A 19,462-nucleotide genomic window follows, 5' to 3' on the forward strand; every position below is an offset into this window, starting at 1 on the left:
ATATAGTTTTTTTAAACTGTATCGGTGTTTTTATTAAATTATTTTTAATCAATAAGCGAAATCAATTAAAATTCTACATTATTAAAAAACAGCAGTGCTTTTTAGTCATATCTCTAAAATGAAACTATCCTAATTTCATATATTGTACGCTTTTAACAAAAAACTCTTAACTTTTATTAAACTAACACAAACCACTATTCCATGCAAGAAATCGCAGCCGTTGCCATAGAACAAACCGAGTTAATTTCAGCAATTGATACCGTTTGGGTTTCAATATGTGCCGCTATTATTTTTTTAATGGAAGGTGGATTTGCATTACTAGAAGCTGGCTTTGTCCGTTCAAAAAATGCCATGAGTATTATAGCTAAAGTATTTATAGATATCACTTTTGGCGGTCTTGCATTTTATGCAGTAGGTTTTGGAATTGCCTATGGTGCCTCTAACGGCTGGTTTGCTTTTGATACTGGAATTACCGACGGTGATTTAGGATTAGGACTAACCGTTTCCAATAAATTATTCTGGTTTATCCAACTTGGTTTTGCTATTGCAGCAATATCCATAGTTTCTGGTGCTGTTGCCGAAAGAATGAAGGTTTGGGCATATGCACTTTATGTTATTATTTTTTGCGCAATCATGTATCCGTTGGCTGCAAATTGGGTTTGGAATCCTAATGGATGGTTAGCATTAAGAGGTTTTAACGATTTTGCAGGCTCTGCCGCAGTTCATGCTATGGGAGGATTTGCAGCTTTAGCAGCAGCAATAGTTCTAGGACCTCGTTTAGGGAAATATGACCAAAATGGTGACCCCGTAGCTATTCCTGGGCATAATTTACCACTTGCCGCTGTTGGTGGTTTTATATTATGGTTTGGTTGGTTTGGGTTTAATCCAGGATCAACACTTGGAGCCGTAGGTAATTGGGAATTAATTGGAACCATTGCTACCAATACATTTTTAGCTTCTGCTGCTGGAGGAGTTTCAACTATATTTTACACATACTTCAGATACGGACAAATTGATATTACCATGACTATAAATGGTGTATTAGCAGGTTTAGTAGCGGTAACTGCTGGCTGTAATGTTGTAGATTCTGGTTCAGCTATAATAATAGGATTGATTGCTGGCGTTTTAGTAGATATGGCAGTGCTTTTTATTGATAAAAAACGAATTGACGACCCTGTTGGAGCAATTGCTGTTCATGGTGTTAATGGTTTATTTGGAACAATAGCTGTCGGGTTATTTGCATCTGAAAACGGCTTATTCTTTGGTGGTGGCACCGATTTATTAGCTACACAGGCCATTGGCGTATTTGTTATTGGATCTTTTTCTTTTGTTGTTACATTTATCATAATGAAAATCATGAAAAAAACTATTGGTATCCGCGTAAATCGTTCTGAAGAATCTGCTGGTATTGATGCTGTTTCTTTTGGTGTTGAAGCTTATACCACTTTTGAATAAACAACTATTGACTAAAAATTAAAAAATCACAAAAGATGAAAAAAGTAGAAGCTATCATAAGACCCTCAAAATTAAAAGCAGTACAACGTGGATTAAAAGAAGCTGGTATCCCATGTTTAACCGTTGTACCTGTAAAAGGAACAGGGTTACAAAAAACCTACTCTGAACGTTACCGTGGCACCGAACTATCAATGATTATGAAAACACGAATTATGATTATGTGTATTGTAAGCGATGATAACCTAGAGAAATGTATCGACACAATTTTGGACAATAGCTCGGAAGGAACTCCTGGAGATGGCAAGATCTTTATTTACAATGTTGAAGAAGCTATAAGAATAAGAACTCGAACTAGAGGTGGTGAAGCTATTAAGTAATTTTAAATTTAGTAAGCTTACTTTACAACTAATCTTGTAAGTATGGGTTCATGGTCAGATAATTTTAAATCAAAATTTTGGTGTGATATAACGTCAAAACTCTCATCAACTAATATATAATCTAACCTGAAAGGATATTTAAAAAGCCCGTATGTTTTTCCAAACCCAGAACCTGCTTCAATAAAAGAATCTTTTCTTGAGTCTTTTAATATGTTATATGTCGATGAAAATTGAGTACTATTAAAATCTCCACTAATAATGACTTTGCCTTTAAATTTGTCAATATGCTTCTTAATTATAAGAACTTGTTCTTTTCTTATTTTTTCAGCTTTAGAAATTCTAGTAATTAATGTTGAATAACTATTAGGATTATTCAATTGATTAATAGCATTCATCTTATAGGACTCCAAGTGTAAATTATAAATTCGTATAATGTCTTTATTAAAAGTTAAATCAACGTACATAGCACCATTGGACGAGTTGGGAAAATCTATGTACCCCTTATCTATAATAGGATATTTCGAAAATATTGCCATTACAGATTTATTCTGAGTAAATATGTTAGTTTTAAACCAATACGGATAATTGCTAAAATACTTGTATTTAATAGCAGAAAACTCTTGAATACAAAAAACATCTGGATTTCTGTTGTTTATAAAGTTTATTATCGGGTCATCTGTATCGCGTTTACTATCATCGTAATCGTTCTCATCTTTGTCATGTTTAAACCCATTTGTATTATACGATAAAATAGATAGCGTATCAAATTTTGATGAAGTTTTATCCAAATCTGAATACCCGCGCAAATTAAATTTCAAAAATGAATCGAAACAAAAACAGTATGTAATTACTCCTATTAAAGGAAAAAGGAAAAATCTATTTTTTCTAAATAACCAATAAACCCCAAAAATTAAATTTAAAACTAAAAGTGCGGGGATAATAAGAGTAAAAAAAAATGAGATAAGATTGTCTACTAGAAAAACAGCAAGATAACCAAATATTAAAAGAGCACTTGGCAACATAGTTAAAGCAAGACCTAACTTTTTTGTGATTATTTTAAATCTTCTTGAACGTGACAAAATATTAAAACAAACTTTTAATAATTTGTCCTTCTGAAACACCTTCAGCTTCAGCCTTGTAGTTTTTTATAATTCTATGTCTTAAAATACTATGTGCCACCGCTTGCACATTTTCTATATCAGGAGAAAACTTGCCATTAATGGCAGCATGTGTTTTGGAAGCTAAAATCAAATTTTGAGATGCTCTTGGGCCTGCTCCCCAATCTAAATAAGTGTTTACTATATGTGGAGCTGTTTGAGAATTAGGCCTTGTTTTTCCAACCATTGAAACCGCATATTCAATAACGTTATCTGCCACAGGGATACGGCGTATTAAATGCTGGAAATCAACTATTTGTTGTGCAGAAAACAAAGCTCTCACCTTAGCTTGCATATCGCTAGTTGTTGATTTAACAACCTGTACTTCTTCTTCAAATGAAGGGTAATCTAGATTAATTGCAAACATAAACCGGTCTAATTGCGCTTCTGGCAAAGGATATGTCCCTTCTTGCTCTATAGGGTTTTGGGTTGCTAAAACAAAATAAGGTAAATCTAATTTGTAATGATGTCCAGCCACAGTAACTGCACGTTCCTGCATAGCCTCTAATAAAGCTGCTTGTGTTTTTGGTGGTGTTCTATTTATTTCATCTGCTAAAATAATATTAGCAAAAATAGGCCCCTTAATAAACTTAAAATGACGGTCTTCATCTAGAATTTCACTTCCTAAAATATCACTAGGCATTAAATCTGGTGTAAACTGGATACGTTTAAAATCTAATCCTAAAGCTTGTGCAATTGTATTAACCATTAAGGTTTTTGCTAAACCAGGAACACCGATCAATAATGAATGCCCTCCTGAAAAAATAGAAATCAATATCTGGCTTACAACGTCATCCTGCCCAATAATAACTTTGGCTACTTCAGTCTTTAACTCCTTAAATTGCTTTACGAATTTTTCAATAGCAGCTACATCAGACATATATTTATATTTTTAACCAGTTACCAGAAAATTCGCAGGATCTATTTTCTCCACTAATTTTTATATAGGTATCTAATATTTTTTCTTTTTGCCACTTTTCAATAGCATCTATCTTTTTTTCTTCTAATGCAAGCTCTTTTATTTTCAAATAGTCGCGAGCATAATCTGCTTCATGCTCATCAACCCTATCAGTAACCTTTAATATTTTAAATTTAACTTTACGGTTACGGTCTTCTTCTCTTAACACCAAACTCAGCTCATCATCTTTTAGGTTTTGAATTTGAGCATATAGTTCAGGATCCATTCTGGTTAATTCAAAATTATAATCTTGTGTGGTTGGGTTTATTAATTGACCTCCATCATTTTTCGTTTCCTTTTCATCACTAATTTCTCTGGCCGCATCAGCAAACGAAATATCGCCATCTACAATACGTTTTCTAGTCTTTTCTAAACGCTCTTTAGCTTCTTTAACAGCTTCACTGGATACTTCTGGTATTAATAAAATATGAGCGACATCATACTCCTGCCCTCTTATTTTTTCTAGAGTAATAATATGGTATCCAAAGTCGGATTCAAAAGGTTCCGATATTTCGCCTTCTTGTAAAGCAAAAGCTACCTGCCTAAACTCTTTAACCATTCGTGGTTGCTTTCTATTTAAAGTATATTTACCACCTTTGCTTGCAGATCCTGGATCATCGGAATACAATACCGCTTTTGAACGAAAACTAGCGCCGTTCTCAATAATATCAGCTTTAAATTGTTTTAACCGATCAATAACCCTTTGTTTTTCTTTTTCTGACACTTTTGGTTCTGCAACAATCTGAGCGACCTTAAGTTCTGTTCCAAAAGTAGGTCTTTCATCTTCTGGTATTTTATTGAAAAACGCTCTTACCTCTTCTGGAGTTATTTCTATTTCTTCAACAATTTTAGATTGCATTTTAGCCGCTAATTGATTGGCTTTATTAATCTCAAACATTTCATCTCTAAAACTCTTTTCATCTTCTTTTTTATAAAACTCCAAAAGCTTTTCCATGGAACCATTGGTTTGCTGTAAAAATTGTTGAACTTGGTAGTCTACATTCTTTCTTATTTCTGCATCTGAAACAGGAATACTATCTTGGACAGCATGGTGTGCGTATAATTTATCTTCTAATAATTTACCGAACAATTCACACTTTTCAATGTCGTCGGTGTTAACACCTTGAGCCTGTAATTGCAAAAAGGCCTTGTCTATATCGGAATCCAAAATAATATAATCCCCAACTACTGCAGCAACCCCGTCAATTTTTTTAGCATTTTTAGCAAGGGTTGTATCTACTTTTTTAACGACTTTTTCAACGACCTCTTTTACTTCGTCTTCAATAATTTCTTGTGCAGAGGTAACATTTACAGTTATCAATGCTACACATAAAAGCAATGTATGTTTCAAGTTAATCGTAAATTTCAAATTGTTTATTTTTAATGGCATCTTTTGTAATATCTTTTTCTAATTCTCTAATCAGTTCAAGCTTGCGTTTGTTAATCACTATTTGATCTATAGTTGGCTTAACATATTCTAACGGCGCCGTGTCATTTCTAACTAAAACATCGCTAATTTGCATCAAATATACTCCTAATGAATCTTTGAGTTGTACAAAATTAGATTTTTTTAACAGTTGGTTTTTATTTTCTGGAGTAACCACCGGAATTTTCTTTATAACATGACTTAATTTTATCCAAATAGAATCATTCAATGAGTAAGATTTAAACTGAATGGATATGGAATCTAGAAGCTTTTTATCTTGAGGATTGTAACGCTTAAACTTTTCTTTGATAGTCTTAAAATCAATGATATTTTCGTCTACGTGAATGTAACGAAATTTGAGCAACTCTTCGTTTAACTTGAAAACTTCTTTATTATTGTTGTAATAAATCTCGGCTTCTTGAGTGTTGACTAATGTGTTAATATTACGCTTAACCAATGCTTCGATATAAGCTTTACTATATAAATCGTTTTTATATTGAACAACTAATTTATTAAAAGCCTCTTGTTTTTTTTCGCTTAAATTTAGCATGGCACCATCTACAAACAATTGTTGTGTAGCCCATCGGTTAATGAAATTTTGTACAATTAATGTGCTATCGGCCTTTGGCGTGCCTTCAGACACTAAATCTTTAATCTCATCATAGTACAAATAGGTTTCATTAACTCTAGCTATTGGGGTTTCTTCCTTAGATTTTTTTAATAAATCACAGGATAACACCAATACTGACAATAATAATATGATGATGATTTTAACGCGCACTTATTGTTTTTTAAGCTGAGATTTTACATTTTCTAAAACCTCTTGGTTAATGACTATTTTATACTTCGCACCTAATTCTTTAATCCAATTGGCTTCTTTATAAGTTTGATAATCGCTAATAACCGTTCCTTTAGCTTCCTCTAATGTTTTTTGAGTTTCTGGCAATATGTCTTTAACCTGTACCAACACATAAGCATTATTATGCTTGTATATTTTAGAAATCCCTTTCTTAAAATCGAACTTTTCAGGAAGTGCTTGGTGTTTAGTATCCATGACATCTGAAGTAAAGATAACCTCTATTTCATCATTGCTATTAACAAGTGATTTTATTTGATCTAAATCCATACCTTCATCTAACAATTTAGACACTTTTTTAAGTGTTTTTTGTTTTGTTGATGAAGCGACTACAGCATCAATTCTTTCTGGCAATATATAATTATTTTTATGGTTGCTATAATACTCTTGAATACCAATAGAATCTGTTTTTGCAGCATTCCAAATGGTTGTTTCCATCAATTCAAATAACAACAAACCATCTCGATATTCACTAACTATATATGCAAATTCTTCATTTTCTTCTTCCAAATGATCCTCTTGATACTTAATTAAATTTTCTTTTAAGAAGGATTCATATTTTTTTGAAATTATAGATTCATATGCTCCCTTTTGAGTTGCGGTACGTTGAGTCTTCTGCAAGTAATCTCCAAAATCCCTATATGAAAATTGCTTTTTCCCTATTTTGATTAAAGGCTGATCTGCTTTAAAATCTTCTGGGAGTTTCCAGGTTCTTTTAAAATAATCATTATTAAATACAGATACAAAATAATCCATTCCTGGCAACTCATTACCAACATTATAACGTTTTTTAAGCTTATCAACTAAAGCCTGGTCAATCAATTTAGACCTATCATCGCGTTTTACTTTTTCTACTAATTCTGGTTCCATAGCTTTAAACTCAGGTATGGGCTTTTTCCCGTATAGCTTTACAATATGCCAACCAAAATTTGTTTTAAAAGGTTCTGATACATCTCCAATATTTTCTAAACCAAAAGTTACAGTCTCAAACTCAGGTACATTTAATTGCCCACTAGAAATAGGTGGTAACATACCTCCTTTTGGCGCTGAATTTTTATCGTCTGAAAATTGTTTTGCCAAGTATTTAAAATCTTCGCCTTGACTTAACTTTTTATTTATGTCTTGAATTCTATCTTCTGGTTTTTCAGCTAATGAATCCTTTTCTTTATTCATTACCATAATATGCGCTACAGTACGTTCTCCTCTAGATTTCCGCTTGTCTAGAACATTAACGATATGATACCCAAAACGGGTTCTAAAAGGAAGGGAAACAGCTCCGATATCTGTATTGAAAGCAGCTGTTTCAAATTTATAAACCATTTTAAAACCTGTAAAATAACCTAATTCTTCGCCGTAAATAGTTTGTCCATTGTGTACTTCTTTTCTAACTTTTTCAAAGCCTTCACTTAAAGCTCTATCACGTAATTTCATTATATTATTGTAAGCTACGAGCGTATCTTCAGGGCTTGCGTTTTCTGAGATTTTTATTAAAATATGGTTTGCCTTTACATCATAGGATAGTCTATCATAAGCTTCTTCAACTAAAGCATCAGTAACTTTACTATCTGTTATAAAGCTTTTAGCAAGTTGTTTTTTGTAATTAGACAACTCTCTTAAGTAAGTTGGTTTTTTATGTAGACCTAAGGCTTTAGCTTCTTTTAACTTTAACTTATAACTGGTAAATAATTTTAAGTATTCATCAACATCTTTTTGAGATTCATCTTGAACCAAATCTAGATTCTTATTATATACTCTTATAAATTCAGATGTATAAACAGGGGCGCCATCAACACTAAAAAGTATGGCTTTATTTTCTGATTGCGCATTGACATACACTAGTAATAAAGTGAAAAATAAAGTGAAAAAATATTTTAATTTCATGGAATAAATAATTAATTGAGCGATTACAAAAATAATAATATAAACCTATAATACAAGTTGTTTTACAAACGATTAAAGAAAGTAAATATTATACTATTTATGATTACATTTGAGTATATATTTACAATATTTTTTAATCAGAACACTCATTAAAAAGACATGCGAAAACTAAAATTAATCTGGGACTTTCATGGACCAGATGCTAATAAAATAGCACAACATCATGAAATTCATTTAAAAGAATACATAGCTTCAGAACACTTGACTATTAATATTACCGGTGTTGAAAATTTAATTGATATGCACTCCATAGCCTTTTTAGTTGTGAACGACAACGAAATGAAACCCGTTAGAGATGCTTTAAAACCACATAGAGGGCAAGTTTATACAGAATAACACATAGAACTCATTTAAACTTTTTTGATTGAAACGCGCAAAGCTGATTAATTTAATTGCTGAACGTATTCTTTAAAACGTAAACCTGAAAAACAGATGGTTTGTATTTAGATATTGATTGCGGTACAGGAAATTACACCAACGCCCTTCAAAAAGTAGGCTTTCATTTTATAGGAATTGACCCTTCAAATAAAATGCTGGAAAAAGCGAAACTTAAAAACCCAAAAATTGATAAAAACGATTTAGGTGATTATTTAGTTAGTTGTCGGAAAAAAGAAGGCAAATCATTCTGATTGAATTTTATGAGGCCAATTTCAAAAAAAAACCATAATTTACTTATAAATACATGACAAAAGCAGATGGGATGTTGAATGTTAGCCAGATGACAGTCGAAGACATTGAAAAACTTAGTTTTAATAGCATTTCAACTTAAGTTTATTCTGAGCTTAGCTGAAGTACTCAAGATAAACTAAAGTCGAAGGACTCAATATGCCACTTTTATTTTTTATAACTAAAAGCTATTCAAAAGATCTCTATACCCTTTTAAATCAGCAACATTTCCTTTGTTATTAAGATTCTTTATAAGCGCTATCAGATACTTAAGACTTTCTACAGGAGAACTACCTTCATTAGCTTCAATAGCACCATCCTCTTCTATAGGTTCATCATCAAGAATAGGAATAAGAAATGACTTATTTTCTTCAATATGCTCATAAGCTAGCCTAAGGACCTTTACTACTAAAGGAATTTGTGCTTCTAAAGCATAAGTTCTTAATTCCTTAATGTCATCGATTAGCACATCTGTATTGATGCCTGTTTTATCAAGATTCTTAATAATTTTATCGATTAATTTAATTGCTTTTTGATTTTCCAAAAGGGTTATATTAAAGGGTTAAGTAATTTACTGATAATTGCAAATTTATATTTTTAATATCAATTATTAATTGAAATTACTATAAAATAAAAGGATATTTTTTCTTTATTCAAATTAAAAAAATCTACAAAAAAAAAGCCTCTCATTTCTGAGAAGCTTTCAAATATCTTAAACTTTAAATTGTATTAAAGTGCTGCAACGAATTTTGCTAAACCAGATTTAAGATTAGCTGCTTTGTTAGCGTGTATAACATTTTTCTTAGCTAATCTATCTAACATAGATACTACTGAAGGAAACATAGTTTCAGCTTCTTTCTTATCAGTTAACTCACGTAATTTCTTGATTGCATTACGAGTCGTTTTATGCTGATATTTGTTAGTTAAGCGTTTTGCTTCGTTACTTCTAATTCTCTTTAATGCTGACTTGTGATTTGCCATTTTGTTTTTTTTCTTATTTTTTTAATTGTAGCCCGTAGGGGAATCGAACCCCTCTTACATGGATGAAAACCATGCGTCCTAGCCGATAGACGAACGGGCCATTTGTTTTTCAATGCGCAAATTTAAATAATAATTTAAACTTACAATACCTTTCAAATAACATACAACGTTTCCATTGCGGATGCAAAAATACAACTATTTTTAAATGTTGCAAGTACTAGATAATATTTTTTTAAAAAAATTTATCTTAGTACGCTTTTGCGAACAATACTCTACGTTTTGAAGGGTTTCCCGTGTACACACAAACACCTTCTTTTACTTCTCCTTCTAGAGGAATACATCTAATAGTAGCTTTAGTCAACTCTTTAATCTTATCTTCGGTTTCATTTGTGCCATCCCAATGTGCTGAAATGAAGCCTGTTTTAGTTTCTAAAACTGTTTTAAATTCATCAAACGTATCCACTTCAGTAATATGACCGTTTCTAAAATCTAAAGCTTTATTAAATAAAGATTCTTGAATTTCTGCCAATAACCCTTCTATCTTATCATTTAAACCATCAATTGCAACAACCTCTTTAGTTAAAGTATCACGTCTTGCAATTTCAACCGTTCCATTGGCTAAATCTCTTGTTCCAATGGCTATTCTCAAAGGCACACCTTGTAATTCGTGCTGGGCAAATTTAGCACCTGGTCTGCGTGTGGTTCTATTATCATACTTAACCGTAATGTTTTTTCCTCGTAGATCGCTTAAAATACCATTAGCGACTTCGGTTATAGCATTTAAATCTTCTTCACTTTTATAAATAGGAACAATAACCACTTGATTTGGCGCTAAACTTGGAGGTAATACTAATCCATGGTCATCGCTATGGGTCATAATCAATGCACCCATCAAACGTGTAGAAACGCCCCAAGAAGTTGCCCAAACATAATCTTGCTTGCCTTCTTTATTTGCAAATTTCACATCAAAAGCTTTTGCAAAGTTCTGACCTAAAAAGTGAGACGTCCCTGCTTGTAGCGCTTTCCCGTCTTGCATTAAGGCTTCAATACAATAGGTTTCATCCGCTCCAGCAAATCGTTCGCTTTCCGTCTTTAATCCCTGAATAACTGGAATAGCCATAAATTTTTCAACAAAAGTAGCATAGACATTATTCATTAATTCGGCTTCAGTAATCGCTTCTTGTTTAGTTTCATGAGCGGTATGCCCCTCTTGCCATAAAAACTCGGCAGTTCGCAAAAACAAACGGGTACGCATTTCCCAACGCACTACATTAGCCCATTGGTTAATTAAAAGCGGTAAATCTCTGTATGATTGCACCCATCCTCTAAACGTATTCCATATAATAGCTTCACTAGTTGGTCTTACAATAAGTTCTTCCTCTAACTTAGCTTCAGGGTCTACTCTTAACTTCCCTGGTTTATCAGGGTCATTTTGTAATCTATAATGTGTTACAATAGCACATTCTTTGGCAAAACCTTCAGCATTTTTTTCTTCAGCCTCAAACAAACTTTTAGGTACGAATAATGGAAAATAGGCGTTTTGATGCCCAGTTTCTTTAAACATTTTATCTAATTCTGCCTGCATTTTCTCCCAAATAGCGTAACCATAAGGCTTGATTACCATACAACCCCTAACCGCCGAATTCTCAGCTAGGTCTGCTTTGACAACCAATTCGTTATACCATTTTGAATAATCCTCTGCTCTACTAGTAAGTTTTTTGCTCATATGTTTGTTTTGGCATAAATATTGTACCTATATTAAATAGAAAAATAGTTCCGCAAAACTAACTATTTTTGTGATGTTCAACAATAAAATTATAGAGATATGCAATTTAACAACTACTTAAAAGGAAAAGTTCCATTTATAGCCTTACTTGGGTTACTATTTGGCTTAGTTTCGTGTGGTTCTTATCAATACGTTGGTGTGGACAGTGACGGTATTTACGGTAACACCGTAATACAGAACCAAGAAGCAGTTGTTGAAGTGCCAAACGAATCAAATAGCAATTACTACAAAAACTATTTTAAAACAAAATCTATAGAATCTGAGAGCTATAATGCTGATGATGCTATTTTTACAGATATAGATACTTATGAAGGCCCTAATTATGTTGAAAATGACACCTTAGCTAACAACTACCAAGGTTATGCTGGCTGGGGTCAAAATAGCAATAGCGTAACTATAAACTATATTGACAACGGATGGAACAATTGGGGATGGAATACTGGATTTGGTTTTGGGTGGAACAACTGGGGTTATAATGGATTTTATGGTAACAGATGGAATCGTTGGGGTTATGGCGGATTTTATGACCCATTTTGGGCGCCTCCTTTTTATGGCGGTGGTTTTTATGCCGGCTGGGCTTTTAACACGGGCTGGGGTTACAATCGATTTTACAATAGAGGCTACTACAACAACAGAGGGTTTTATGGAAACAGCAGATATTACGGTGGAAGAAATGCGTCATACAGCGCAAGCAGAAGAGGTAGCTATTTAGCCAGTAATTCTAGAAGTCTTAACAGTAACACAAGCAGACGTAGTTCTGTAAGTACACAAAACAGAACAACAACATCTAAATATAATACCTCTAGAAGAAGTAGTGTAAGCACAAACCCTGCAACTACTGCTACAACAAATAGAAGTAGTTACAATACAAACGGAACACGTAATACAAGCACAGTTAGGCGAGCAACAAGCGGCGTAACAAGAACCCCATCTACAAATTCTACATCTCGGGCTTCCTCTTCTACAGCTAGAAGAAGCTCAAGTACGGTTTACAGACAACCAACAAGAAGCAGTTCAAGTTCTGGGAATACAACTTACAGAAGATCTTCTTCTTCAAGTAGCCCAAGCTACTCACCAAGCAGAAGTTCTAGTTCTGGCTCAAGTTCTAGCTCGACATCAAGATCATCAAGTAGCAGTAGTAGAAGCAGTTCAGGTTCTTCAAGTGGAGGAAGAAGACGTTAATCTAATTATTTATTAAAGAGAAAAACATTCAATATGAAAAAGTTAAAGATACTATTCATAGGTTTACTATCTATGTCTACCGTTTACGCACAAGACATTAGTGATGCACTAAGGTATTCACAAAGTGAAATTCAAGGAACGGCTCGTTTTAGAGCGCTAAGTGGTGCTTTTGGAGCACTAGGGGGCGATATGAGTGCCGTTAGTGCAAACCCAGCAGGTTCTGCTGTTTTTAGTAGAAGCCACGCCTCTTTCACGGGGTCAAATGTAGATGTAGATCATACAGCAATCTATTTTGGTAACGCCAATAATTCTAATGAATCTACTTTTGATATCAATCAAGGTGGTGCCGCTTTTGTGTTTGCAAATCGCAATTCTAATTCGCCTTGGAAAAAATTCACTTTAGCTATTGCATATGATAGAACTAACAATTATAATGGTAATTGGAATGCTGTGGGAGTAAACAATAATGATTTCGTAATTGTTGATAATAATGATAATGAATTAGTTCCTATAAATTCTATTGCTAATTATTTCTATCAATATGCAGACGGTGTTCGCCTAGGTGATATTTCTTTATTTGGTGACGAGTTTATTGAAGATGCGTATGCAGATATTGGAAACGATTTTGGTTTTAGGCATCAGCAAGCTTTTTTAGGCTATCAAGCATTCATTCTTGACCCAAATTTAGATGATGACAACAATACAGCTTATAACGCTACTAACAATGTGGTAGGTGGAAACTTCAATCATGACTATCTATATGCTTCAACAGGATACAATGGAAAAATCACATTTAATGTTGCCACACAATATGAAGACAACCTATATTTAGGATTGAATCTAAACTCACATTTTATAGACTACCAGCGTTCTACATCTTTACTTGAAGATAATTCAAACGGTGGTTTGATAACTGAAATTGATTTTGATAACACCTTATCTACAACAGGTACCGGATTTTCTTTTCAATTAGGAGGTATCATGAAATTAAGCCCGGAATTTAGAGTAGGTTTAACTTACGATTCGCCAACTTGGTACACCATAGAAGAAGAAACCACCCAATATATTAATTCTAATGAAGCAGATTCTGATATTGGTTTTATAGCAGATATAGTTAATATTTATCCACAATACAAACTCCAAACACCAGCAAAAATAACAGGGAGCTTAGCCTATGTATTTGCTAAACAAGGTTTAATTAGTTTTGATTACTCAAAAAAAAATTATGGCAATACCAAACTTAAACCAGAATCGGACTTTACAGGTTTGAACAATAGCATTGGCGATGTATTAACCGATGCATCAACATACCGAATTGGTGGCGAATACAAACACAAACAATTTAGCTTTAGAGGCGGTTACCGTTTTGAAGAAAGCCCTTATACCGATGGCGTTACAGTTGGCGATTTAAATGGCTACTCATTAGGTCTTGGCTTTAACTTTGGAAACACAAAACTAGATCTTACTTATGACCAATCCGAACGTTCATTCGCAACACCGTTATATAACGTAGGACTAACTGATACTGCAACAATAGACAGAACAAATTCTAACATCACATTATCTTTAAGTTTTAATATTTAAAAATAAATAAGAATATATCTGAAAAGCCTGGACTTCTATTTTAGTTCAGGCTTTTTTTTATTTAATTGTAATTATACCTACAAAACAAAGACAGACATACTACCATTAATTGTTTGTTAAGATAAAACATAACAAATGTGTTTTACTTATCTTTGCAAACTAAAAATAAGATTTCTTTTTATAATGAAAATTGAGAAAAACATAGAAGAATTCGAATCCTTGGGTGATGATCACATAGGAACATCGTCTAACACGCCATTAAGAAACGACGCATTTAGACTTTCTAGTGAAGAAAAAATAGACATCATTAAAGATGATGTACGTCATATCATGGAAACCCTAGGTTTAGATTTAACTGACGATAGTTTAAATGGCACACCCAATCGTGTAGCAAAAATGTTTGTTAAAGAGATTTTTGGTGGTTTAGACCCTAAGAAAAAGCCAAACGCTTCTACTTTTGAAAACAAATATAAGTATGGTGAAATGCTAGTTGAAAAAAACATTACCGTCTATTCAACTTGCGAGCATCATTTATTACCAATAGTTGGGAAAGCACATATTGCTTATATTTCTAACGGAACAGTTGTTGGTTTATCCAAAATGAATCGTATTGTTGATTATTTTGCTAAACGACCACAAGTACAAGAGCGTTTAACTATCCAAGTGGTTAAGGAACTTCAAGACGTTTTAAACACTAAAGATGTGGCTTGCGTTATTGATGCTAAACATTTATGTGTTAATTCTAGGGGTATTAGAGATATTGAAAGCAGTACGGTAACTTCAGAATTTGGTGGGAAATTTAAAGAAGAAGCAACTCGAAGAGAATTTTTAGATTACATAAAATTAGATACTAAATTCTAATGTTTGTTGTTAAGTTGTGAAGCTGTAAAGTTGTTTCAAATAATCAGCTTTACTACTAAAACGACAAACAACTAAACGATAAAAAATATGCATGTATATTCGTTTGAAAAGTTAGAGGTTTGGAAAGAAGCTATTCAATTGGCAGTTAAAACTTACAAAACAACAAGCTTATTTCCTAAAGAAGAAAAATTCGGATTAATTTCACAAATGAGACGATGTTCAGTTTCTTTATCTTCAAATATAGCTGAAGGTACAGCAAGATTGACAAACAAAGACAAAGCAAATTTTATGACTATGGCTTATAGTTCTGCTTTAGAATTATTAAATCAAACTATAATTTCAAAAGAACTAGAATTTATTTCCGAAGAAAACTATAAAAACATTAGATTTGAAGTTGAATCAATCACTAATAAGATCAATGCTTTAAGAAATCATTTTCTTAAAACGTAAGCTTAATCGACTCAACAACTAACGACTTAACAACTAGTAGTAATGCCGCTTTACAAAGAACAACAGATAAAACTATACAACTCACTTACTGGCAAAAAAGAAACATTTAAACCTATAAACGAAGGTCATATAGGCATGTATGTTTGTGGACCAACAGTTTATAGCAATGTGCATTTAGGCAATGTGAGAACCTTTATGTCTTTTGATGTTATTTTTAGGTATTTAAAGCATTTAGGCTACAAAGTAAGATATGTTAGAAATATTACGGATGCTGGTCATTTAGAAAATGATGCGGATACTGGTGAAGATAAAATCACTAAAAAAGCGCGTTTAGAGCAAATTGAACCTATGGAAGTTGTTCAACGTTACACCGTAGATTTTCATAATATACTAAACACGTTAAACTTTTTACCACCAAGTATTGAGCCGACCGCAACAGGTCATATTATTGAGCAAATTGAATTGATAAATACTATTATTGATAACGGTTTCGGGTATGAAGTTAATGGCTCTGTATATTTTGATGTTCATAAATTCAATGAAACTCATGAGTACGGTAAATTAAGCAAACGTAAGCTCGAAGATTTAATTCATAATACGCGTGAATTAGATGGACAAAGCGACAAAAAGAATCCGCAAGATTTCGCCCTTTGGAAAAAAGCTGAACCACAACACATTATGCGTTGGCCTTCACCTTGGAGCGATGGGTTTCCTGGCTGGCATTTAGAATGTACAGCAATGAGCACCAAGTATTTAGGAGAACAGTTTGATATTCATGGTGGTGGTATGGATTTAAAATTTCCGCATCACGAATGTGAAATTGCTCAAAATGAAGCTGCCAAAGGGAAAAGCCCTGTTAATTATTGGATGCACGCTAACATGTTAGAGCTAAACGGACAACGTATGTCTAAAACAACAGGGAACACGATTAATCCTGATGAATTATTATCTGGAAACAATAAATTCTTTAGTAAAGCCTATAGTCCAAGTGTTATTCGATTTTTTAATGCCATGTCGTCTTACCGAAGTGTATTAGATTTAACAGATGACGGTTTATTAGCTAGCGAAAAAGGCTTCCATAGATTAATGGATGCTGTGAATCTATTAGATGATTTAAAAGCGTCTTCAAAGTCTTCAATAGATATTGCGGCATGGAAACAGAAATGTTATGATGCGATGAACGACGATTTTAATTCACCAATTTTGATTGCCCATTTATTTGAAGCAGCAAAATATATCAATCAAGTTAAAGAAGGTTCTGAAACCTTGACTTCTGAAGATCTAAACTTACTAAAAGATACCATTAGCAATTTTGTTTATGATGTTTTAGGTCTTAAAAACACAACCAAAAGTGAATCTGGAGCCGATAAACTTTCAGGAGCTGTTGATATTTTAATTAGACTAAGACAAGACGCCAGAACAAATAAAGATTTTGCATTATCTGATAAAATTCGAGATGAATTGGCAGCAGTTGGCATTCAACTGAAAGACGGTAAGGACAGAACTACGTTTTCTGTAAATTAGTTGGATTGCTGTTCGTCGTTAAGTCGCTTGTTGTAAAGCTGATTGGTATATTTCGACTAATAAATACCTTTGTCGGTTCGAGCGCAGTCGAGAACTATTTTATCCCTATTGCATACCTAGATTTCGACTCTGCTCAATCTGACAACGTAACTTAAAACAGATTCCTGCCTGCGCAGGAATGACACATGAAAAAACTACTCATAGCACCGTTTTTGTTTTTGATAAAAGTGTACCAAACACTTATATCACCACTAACACCTGCAACTTGTAGATTTCAGCCTACTTGTTCACACTACTCTAAAGAAGCATTACAAAAGCACGGATTATTTAAAGGTGGATGGTTTGCTATAAAGCGGATTTTTAGTTGTCATCCCTGGGGTGGTTCTGGTTATGATCCTGTGCCCTAAAGTTTATTATACAACCTTTATTACAACTAAAAACTTAAAAAAAAGCAATTTTTTGAATGTTTCTTTTTAGAGGCTGATTTGGGTGCTTACTTTATGTTTCACTCAAAAAATGCTTTTAACATTTTATTTTTGGTTGTTAACAAATATATATAAAAATATCTACGAAATGCAAATAATATCGACAAAATACATTATTTATTAGGTATCGCCTTCAAAATCTCCAATACAAAGGTCCAATATTTTTGAACAGAAGAAATTTGAGCACGTTCATCCGGAGAGTGCGCACCTTTAATGTTTGGACCAAAACTAATCATATCCATGTCTGGGTAATTTTGTCCAAGAATACCACATTCTAATCCAGCATGACAAGCAGCTACATGTGGTTTTTCGCCGTTTAAATCTTCGTAAAGTTTGGTCATGACTTTTAAAATGGCTGAATTCATATTGGGTGTCCATCCAGGATAATCTCCTGAACATTCAACCTCACAACCAGTTAATTCAAAGGCGGCACGCAACGTATTAGCCAAATCCATTTTTGCACTCTCTACTGAAGAACGCGTTAAACAAGCTATTTTGATATTGCCATCTTTTATAATAACTCTAGCAATATTGTTTGAGGTTTCTACCAAATCTGGAATATCGGCGCTCATTCGGTACACACCGTTCCAAGCTGCATAAATTGCTCTTGTTAACCCTTCTTGAACTCCTAAATCCATAATTTTATTAGGTGTATCTATTTTAGAAACACTAATTTCTAAATCGGGCTCCATGGTTTTAAGTTCCTTTTTTATTGCATTAGACATTAATGCCATTTCTAATAAAAAAGCATCTTCATGAACAGCATCAATAGCCACAATAGCATTACTTTCTCTTGGAATAGCATTGCGCAAACTGCCACCATCTATTTCAGAAATTCGCAATCCGAAGTTTTCAAAACCATCAAACAACACACGGTTCAAAATTTTATTGGCATTACCCAAACCTTCGTGAATTTGCATGCCTGAGTGTCCGCCTTGCAATCCTTTTACCGAAATTTTATACCCTATTTTAAATTCTGGTGTTTCTTCCTCAGTGTAAGTTCTTGTTGCGGTAACATCAACACCCCCTGCGCAGCCTACTCCTATTTCATCGTCTTCTTCAGTATCTAAATTCAACAAAATACCACCAGAAAGCAATCCGCCTTTTAAGCCCATGGCGCCTGTCATTCCTGTTTCTTCATCTATGGTAAATAAGGCTTCAATTGCTGGATGTGGAATATCTGTACTTTCTAAAATGGCCATAATTGTTGCAACGCCCAAACCATTATCTGCTCCAAGGGTTGTTCCTTTAGCTTTTACCCAATCGCCTTTAACATACATCTCAATACCTTGGGTGTCGAAATCGAAATCTGTATCGCCATTTTTTTGATGTACCATATCTAAATGCGATTGCATAACTACGGTGGTTCTGTTTTCCATTCCCGGAGTTGCTGGCTTTTTAATAATGACGTTTCCTACTTCATCCTCAATAGTCTCTAAGCCTAGTTTATTACCAAAATCTTTCATAAAAGCAATAACACGTTCTTCTTTTTTTGATGGACGAGGTACGGCATTTAAATCGGCAAACTTATTCCAAAGGGCTTGCGGTTGTAGTTGTCTTATTTCTGAGTTCATATTAGCGTTTTTTACAGATGCTAAGATAATAAAGAATTTGTGTTTTAGATTCCCGTCTTCACGGGAATGACAATTTAAAATGATACCTCAAGACAATCGTCTTAATGATTTTTTTTGAGCAAATTGATACAGACTTTGGCAGCTACTCCTGATTGAAGTGGCATCCTTTTTAAAAAAGACTAACTTAGATTTAGGTAAG

At 33.4% G+C, this 19,462-nt stretch carries 19 protein-coding genes and 1 tRNA gene; 10 read left to right on the plus strand and 10 right to left on the minus strand.

The window, feature by feature from the left end:
• The first annotated feature begins 201 nt into the window (after positions 1–201).
• A complete protein-coding gene (locus ABD935_RS16065) occupies positions 202–1,455 on the plus strand; it encodes an ammonium transporter (RefSeq protein WP_345193830.1) in 1,254 nt (417 codons plus the stop codon).
• A gap of 35 nt (positions 1,456–1,490) precedes the next feature.
• Complete coding sequence (locus ABD935_RS16070) at positions 1,491–1,832, plus strand: P-II family nitrogen regulator (RefSeq protein WP_345193832.1); 342 nt, start codon at positions 1,491–1,493, stop codon at positions 1,830–1,832.
• 17 nt (positions 1,833–1,849) lie between these two features.
• Here ABD935_RS16070 and ABD935_RS16075 read toward each other — a convergent pair whose 3' ends face one another.
• From ABD935_RS16075 to ABD935_RS16095, 5 genes are all read right to left on the minus strand, one after another.
• The gene (locus tag ABD935_RS16075) at positions 1,850–2,638 is read right to left on the minus strand and encodes an endonuclease/exonuclease/phosphatase family protein (RefSeq protein WP_345193833.1); all 789 of its coding nucleotides are present in this window, start codon (positions 2,636–2,638) and stop codon (positions 1,850–1,852) included.
• 277 nt (positions 2,639–2,915) lie between these two features.
• Positions 2,916–3,869, minus strand: coding sequence for an AAA family ATPase (locus tag ABD935_RS16080; RefSeq protein WP_345193835.1), 954 nt, complete (start codon positions 3,867–3,869; stop codon positions 2,916–2,918).
• 4 nt (positions 3,870–3,873) lie between these two features.
• Complete coding sequence (locus tag ABD935_RS16085; RefSeq protein WP_425550228.1) at positions 3,874–5,337, minus strand: peptidylprolyl isomerase; 1,464 nt, start codon at positions 5,335–5,337, stop codon at positions 3,874–3,876.
• Positions 5,300–6,154: a peptidyl-prolyl cis-trans isomerase gene (locus tag ABD935_RS16090; RefSeq protein ID WP_345193839.1), complete on the minus strand. Its 855-nt coding sequence runs from the start codon at positions 6,152–6,154 to the stop codon at positions 5,300–5,302. The genes ABD935_RS16085 and ABD935_RS16090 overlap by 38 nt, the downstream gene beginning before the upstream one ends.
• Positions 6,155–8,110 (minus strand): peptidylprolyl isomerase, encoded by a 1,956-nt coding sequence (locus ABD935_RS16095; RefSeq protein WP_345193841.1) that lies wholly within the window; start codon positions 8,108–8,110, stop codon positions 6,155–6,157. It lies immediately after the preceding gene.
• 159 nt (positions 8,111–8,269) lie between these two features.
• Between ABD935_RS16095 and ABD935_RS16100 the strand changes: the two genes are divergently transcribed.
• Positions 8,270–8,506, plus strand: coding sequence for a hypothetical protein (locus tag ABD935_RS16100; RefSeq protein ID WP_345193843.1), 237 nt, complete (start codon positions 8,270–8,272; stop codon positions 8,504–8,506).
• Positions 8,507–8,607: 101 nt separating this feature from the next.
• A complete protein-coding gene (locus ABD935_RS16105; RefSeq protein ID WP_345193845.1) occupies positions 8,608–8,799 on the plus strand; it encodes a methyltransferase domain-containing protein in 192 nt (63 codons plus the stop codon).
• Between the two features lie 218 nt (positions 8,800–9,017).
• Here the strand turns inward: ABD935_RS16105 and ABD935_RS16110 are convergent, their stop codons facing one another.
• The 4 genes from ABD935_RS16110 to proS form a co-directional block, all read right to left on the minus strand.
• The gene (locus ABD935_RS16110; RefSeq protein ID WP_345193847.1) at positions 9,018–9,380 is read right to left on the minus strand and encodes a hypothetical protein; all 363 of its coding nucleotides are present in this window, start codon (positions 9,378–9,380) and stop codon (positions 9,018–9,020) included.
• A 185-nt stretch (positions 9,381–9,565) separates the two neighbouring features.
• Positions 9,566–9,817: a 30S ribosomal protein S20 gene (gene rpsT, locus ABD935_RS16115; RefSeq protein ID WP_345193849.1), complete on the minus strand. Its 252-nt coding sequence runs from the start codon at positions 9,815–9,817 to the stop codon at positions 9,566–9,568.
• A 28-nt stretch (positions 9,818–9,845) separates the two neighbouring features.
• Positions 9,846–9,917 (minus strand) — tRNA-Glu (locus ABD935_RS16120).
• Between the two features lie 147 nt (positions 9,918–10,064).
• On the minus strand, positions 10,065–11,543 hold the full coding sequence (gene proS / locus ABD935_RS16125; protein ID WP_345193851.1) for a proline--tRNA ligase: 1,479 nt from the start codon (positions 11,541–11,543) through the stop codon (positions 10,065–10,067).
• 99 nt (positions 11,544–11,642) lie between these two features.
• On the opposite strand from proS, the gene ABD935_RS16130 reads away from it, so the two are divergent.
• The 6 genes from ABD935_RS16130 to yidD all read left to right on the plus strand — a co-directional run bounded on the left by ABD935_RS16130 (position 11,643) and on the right by yidD (position 17,611).
• Positions 11,643–12,785, plus strand: coding sequence for a hypothetical protein (locus tag ABD935_RS16130; RefSeq protein WP_345193853.1), 1,143 nt, complete (start codon positions 11,643–11,645; stop codon positions 12,783–12,785).
• A gap of 33 nt (positions 12,786–12,818) precedes the next feature.
• Positions 12,819–14,369, plus strand: a complete 1,551-nt coding sequence (locus ABD935_RS16135) for an OmpP1/FadL family transporter (protein WP_345193855.1) — start codon at positions 12,819–12,821, stop codon at positions 14,367–14,369.
• Positions 14,370–14,552: 183 nt separating this feature from the next.
• Positions 14,553–15,230, plus strand: coding sequence for a GTP cyclohydrolase I FolE (gene folE / locus ABD935_RS16140; RefSeq protein WP_345193857.1), 678 nt, complete (start codon positions 14,553–14,555; stop codon positions 15,228–15,230).
• 87 nt (positions 15,231–15,317) lie between these two features.
• Entirely contained in the window at positions 15,318–15,680 is a 363-nt protein-coding gene (locus ABD935_RS16145) for a four helix bundle protein (protein ID WP_345193859.1), read from the plus strand.
• A 42-nt stretch (positions 15,681–15,722) separates the two neighbouring features.
• Positions 15,723–17,204, plus strand: coding sequence for a cysteine--tRNA ligase (cysS, locus tag ABD935_RS16150; protein ID WP_345193861.1), 1,482 nt, complete (start codon positions 15,723–15,725; stop codon positions 17,202–17,204).
• A gap of 185 nt (positions 17,205–17,389) precedes the next feature.
• Positions 17,390–17,611 (plus strand): membrane protein insertion efficiency factor YidD, encoded by a 222-nt coding sequence (gene yidD / locus ABD935_RS16155; protein WP_345193863.1) that lies wholly within the window; start codon positions 17,390–17,392, stop codon positions 17,609–17,611.
• Between the two features lie 191 nt (positions 17,612–17,802).
• Here the strand turns inward: yidD and ABD935_RS16160 are convergent, their stop codons facing one another.
• A complete protein-coding gene (locus ABD935_RS16160; RefSeq protein ID WP_345193865.1) occupies positions 17,803–19,263 on the minus strand; it encodes an aminoacyl-histidine dipeptidase in 1,461 nt (486 codons plus the stop codon).
• Between the last annotated feature and the right edge of the window lie 199 nt (positions 19,264–19,462).

Origin of the sequence: Algibacter agarivorans, from assembly GCF_039543245.1 — a bacterium.
Lineage (GTDB): Bacteria > Bacteroidota > Bacteroidia > Flavobacteriales > Flavobacteriaceae > Algibacter_G > Algibacter_G agarivorans.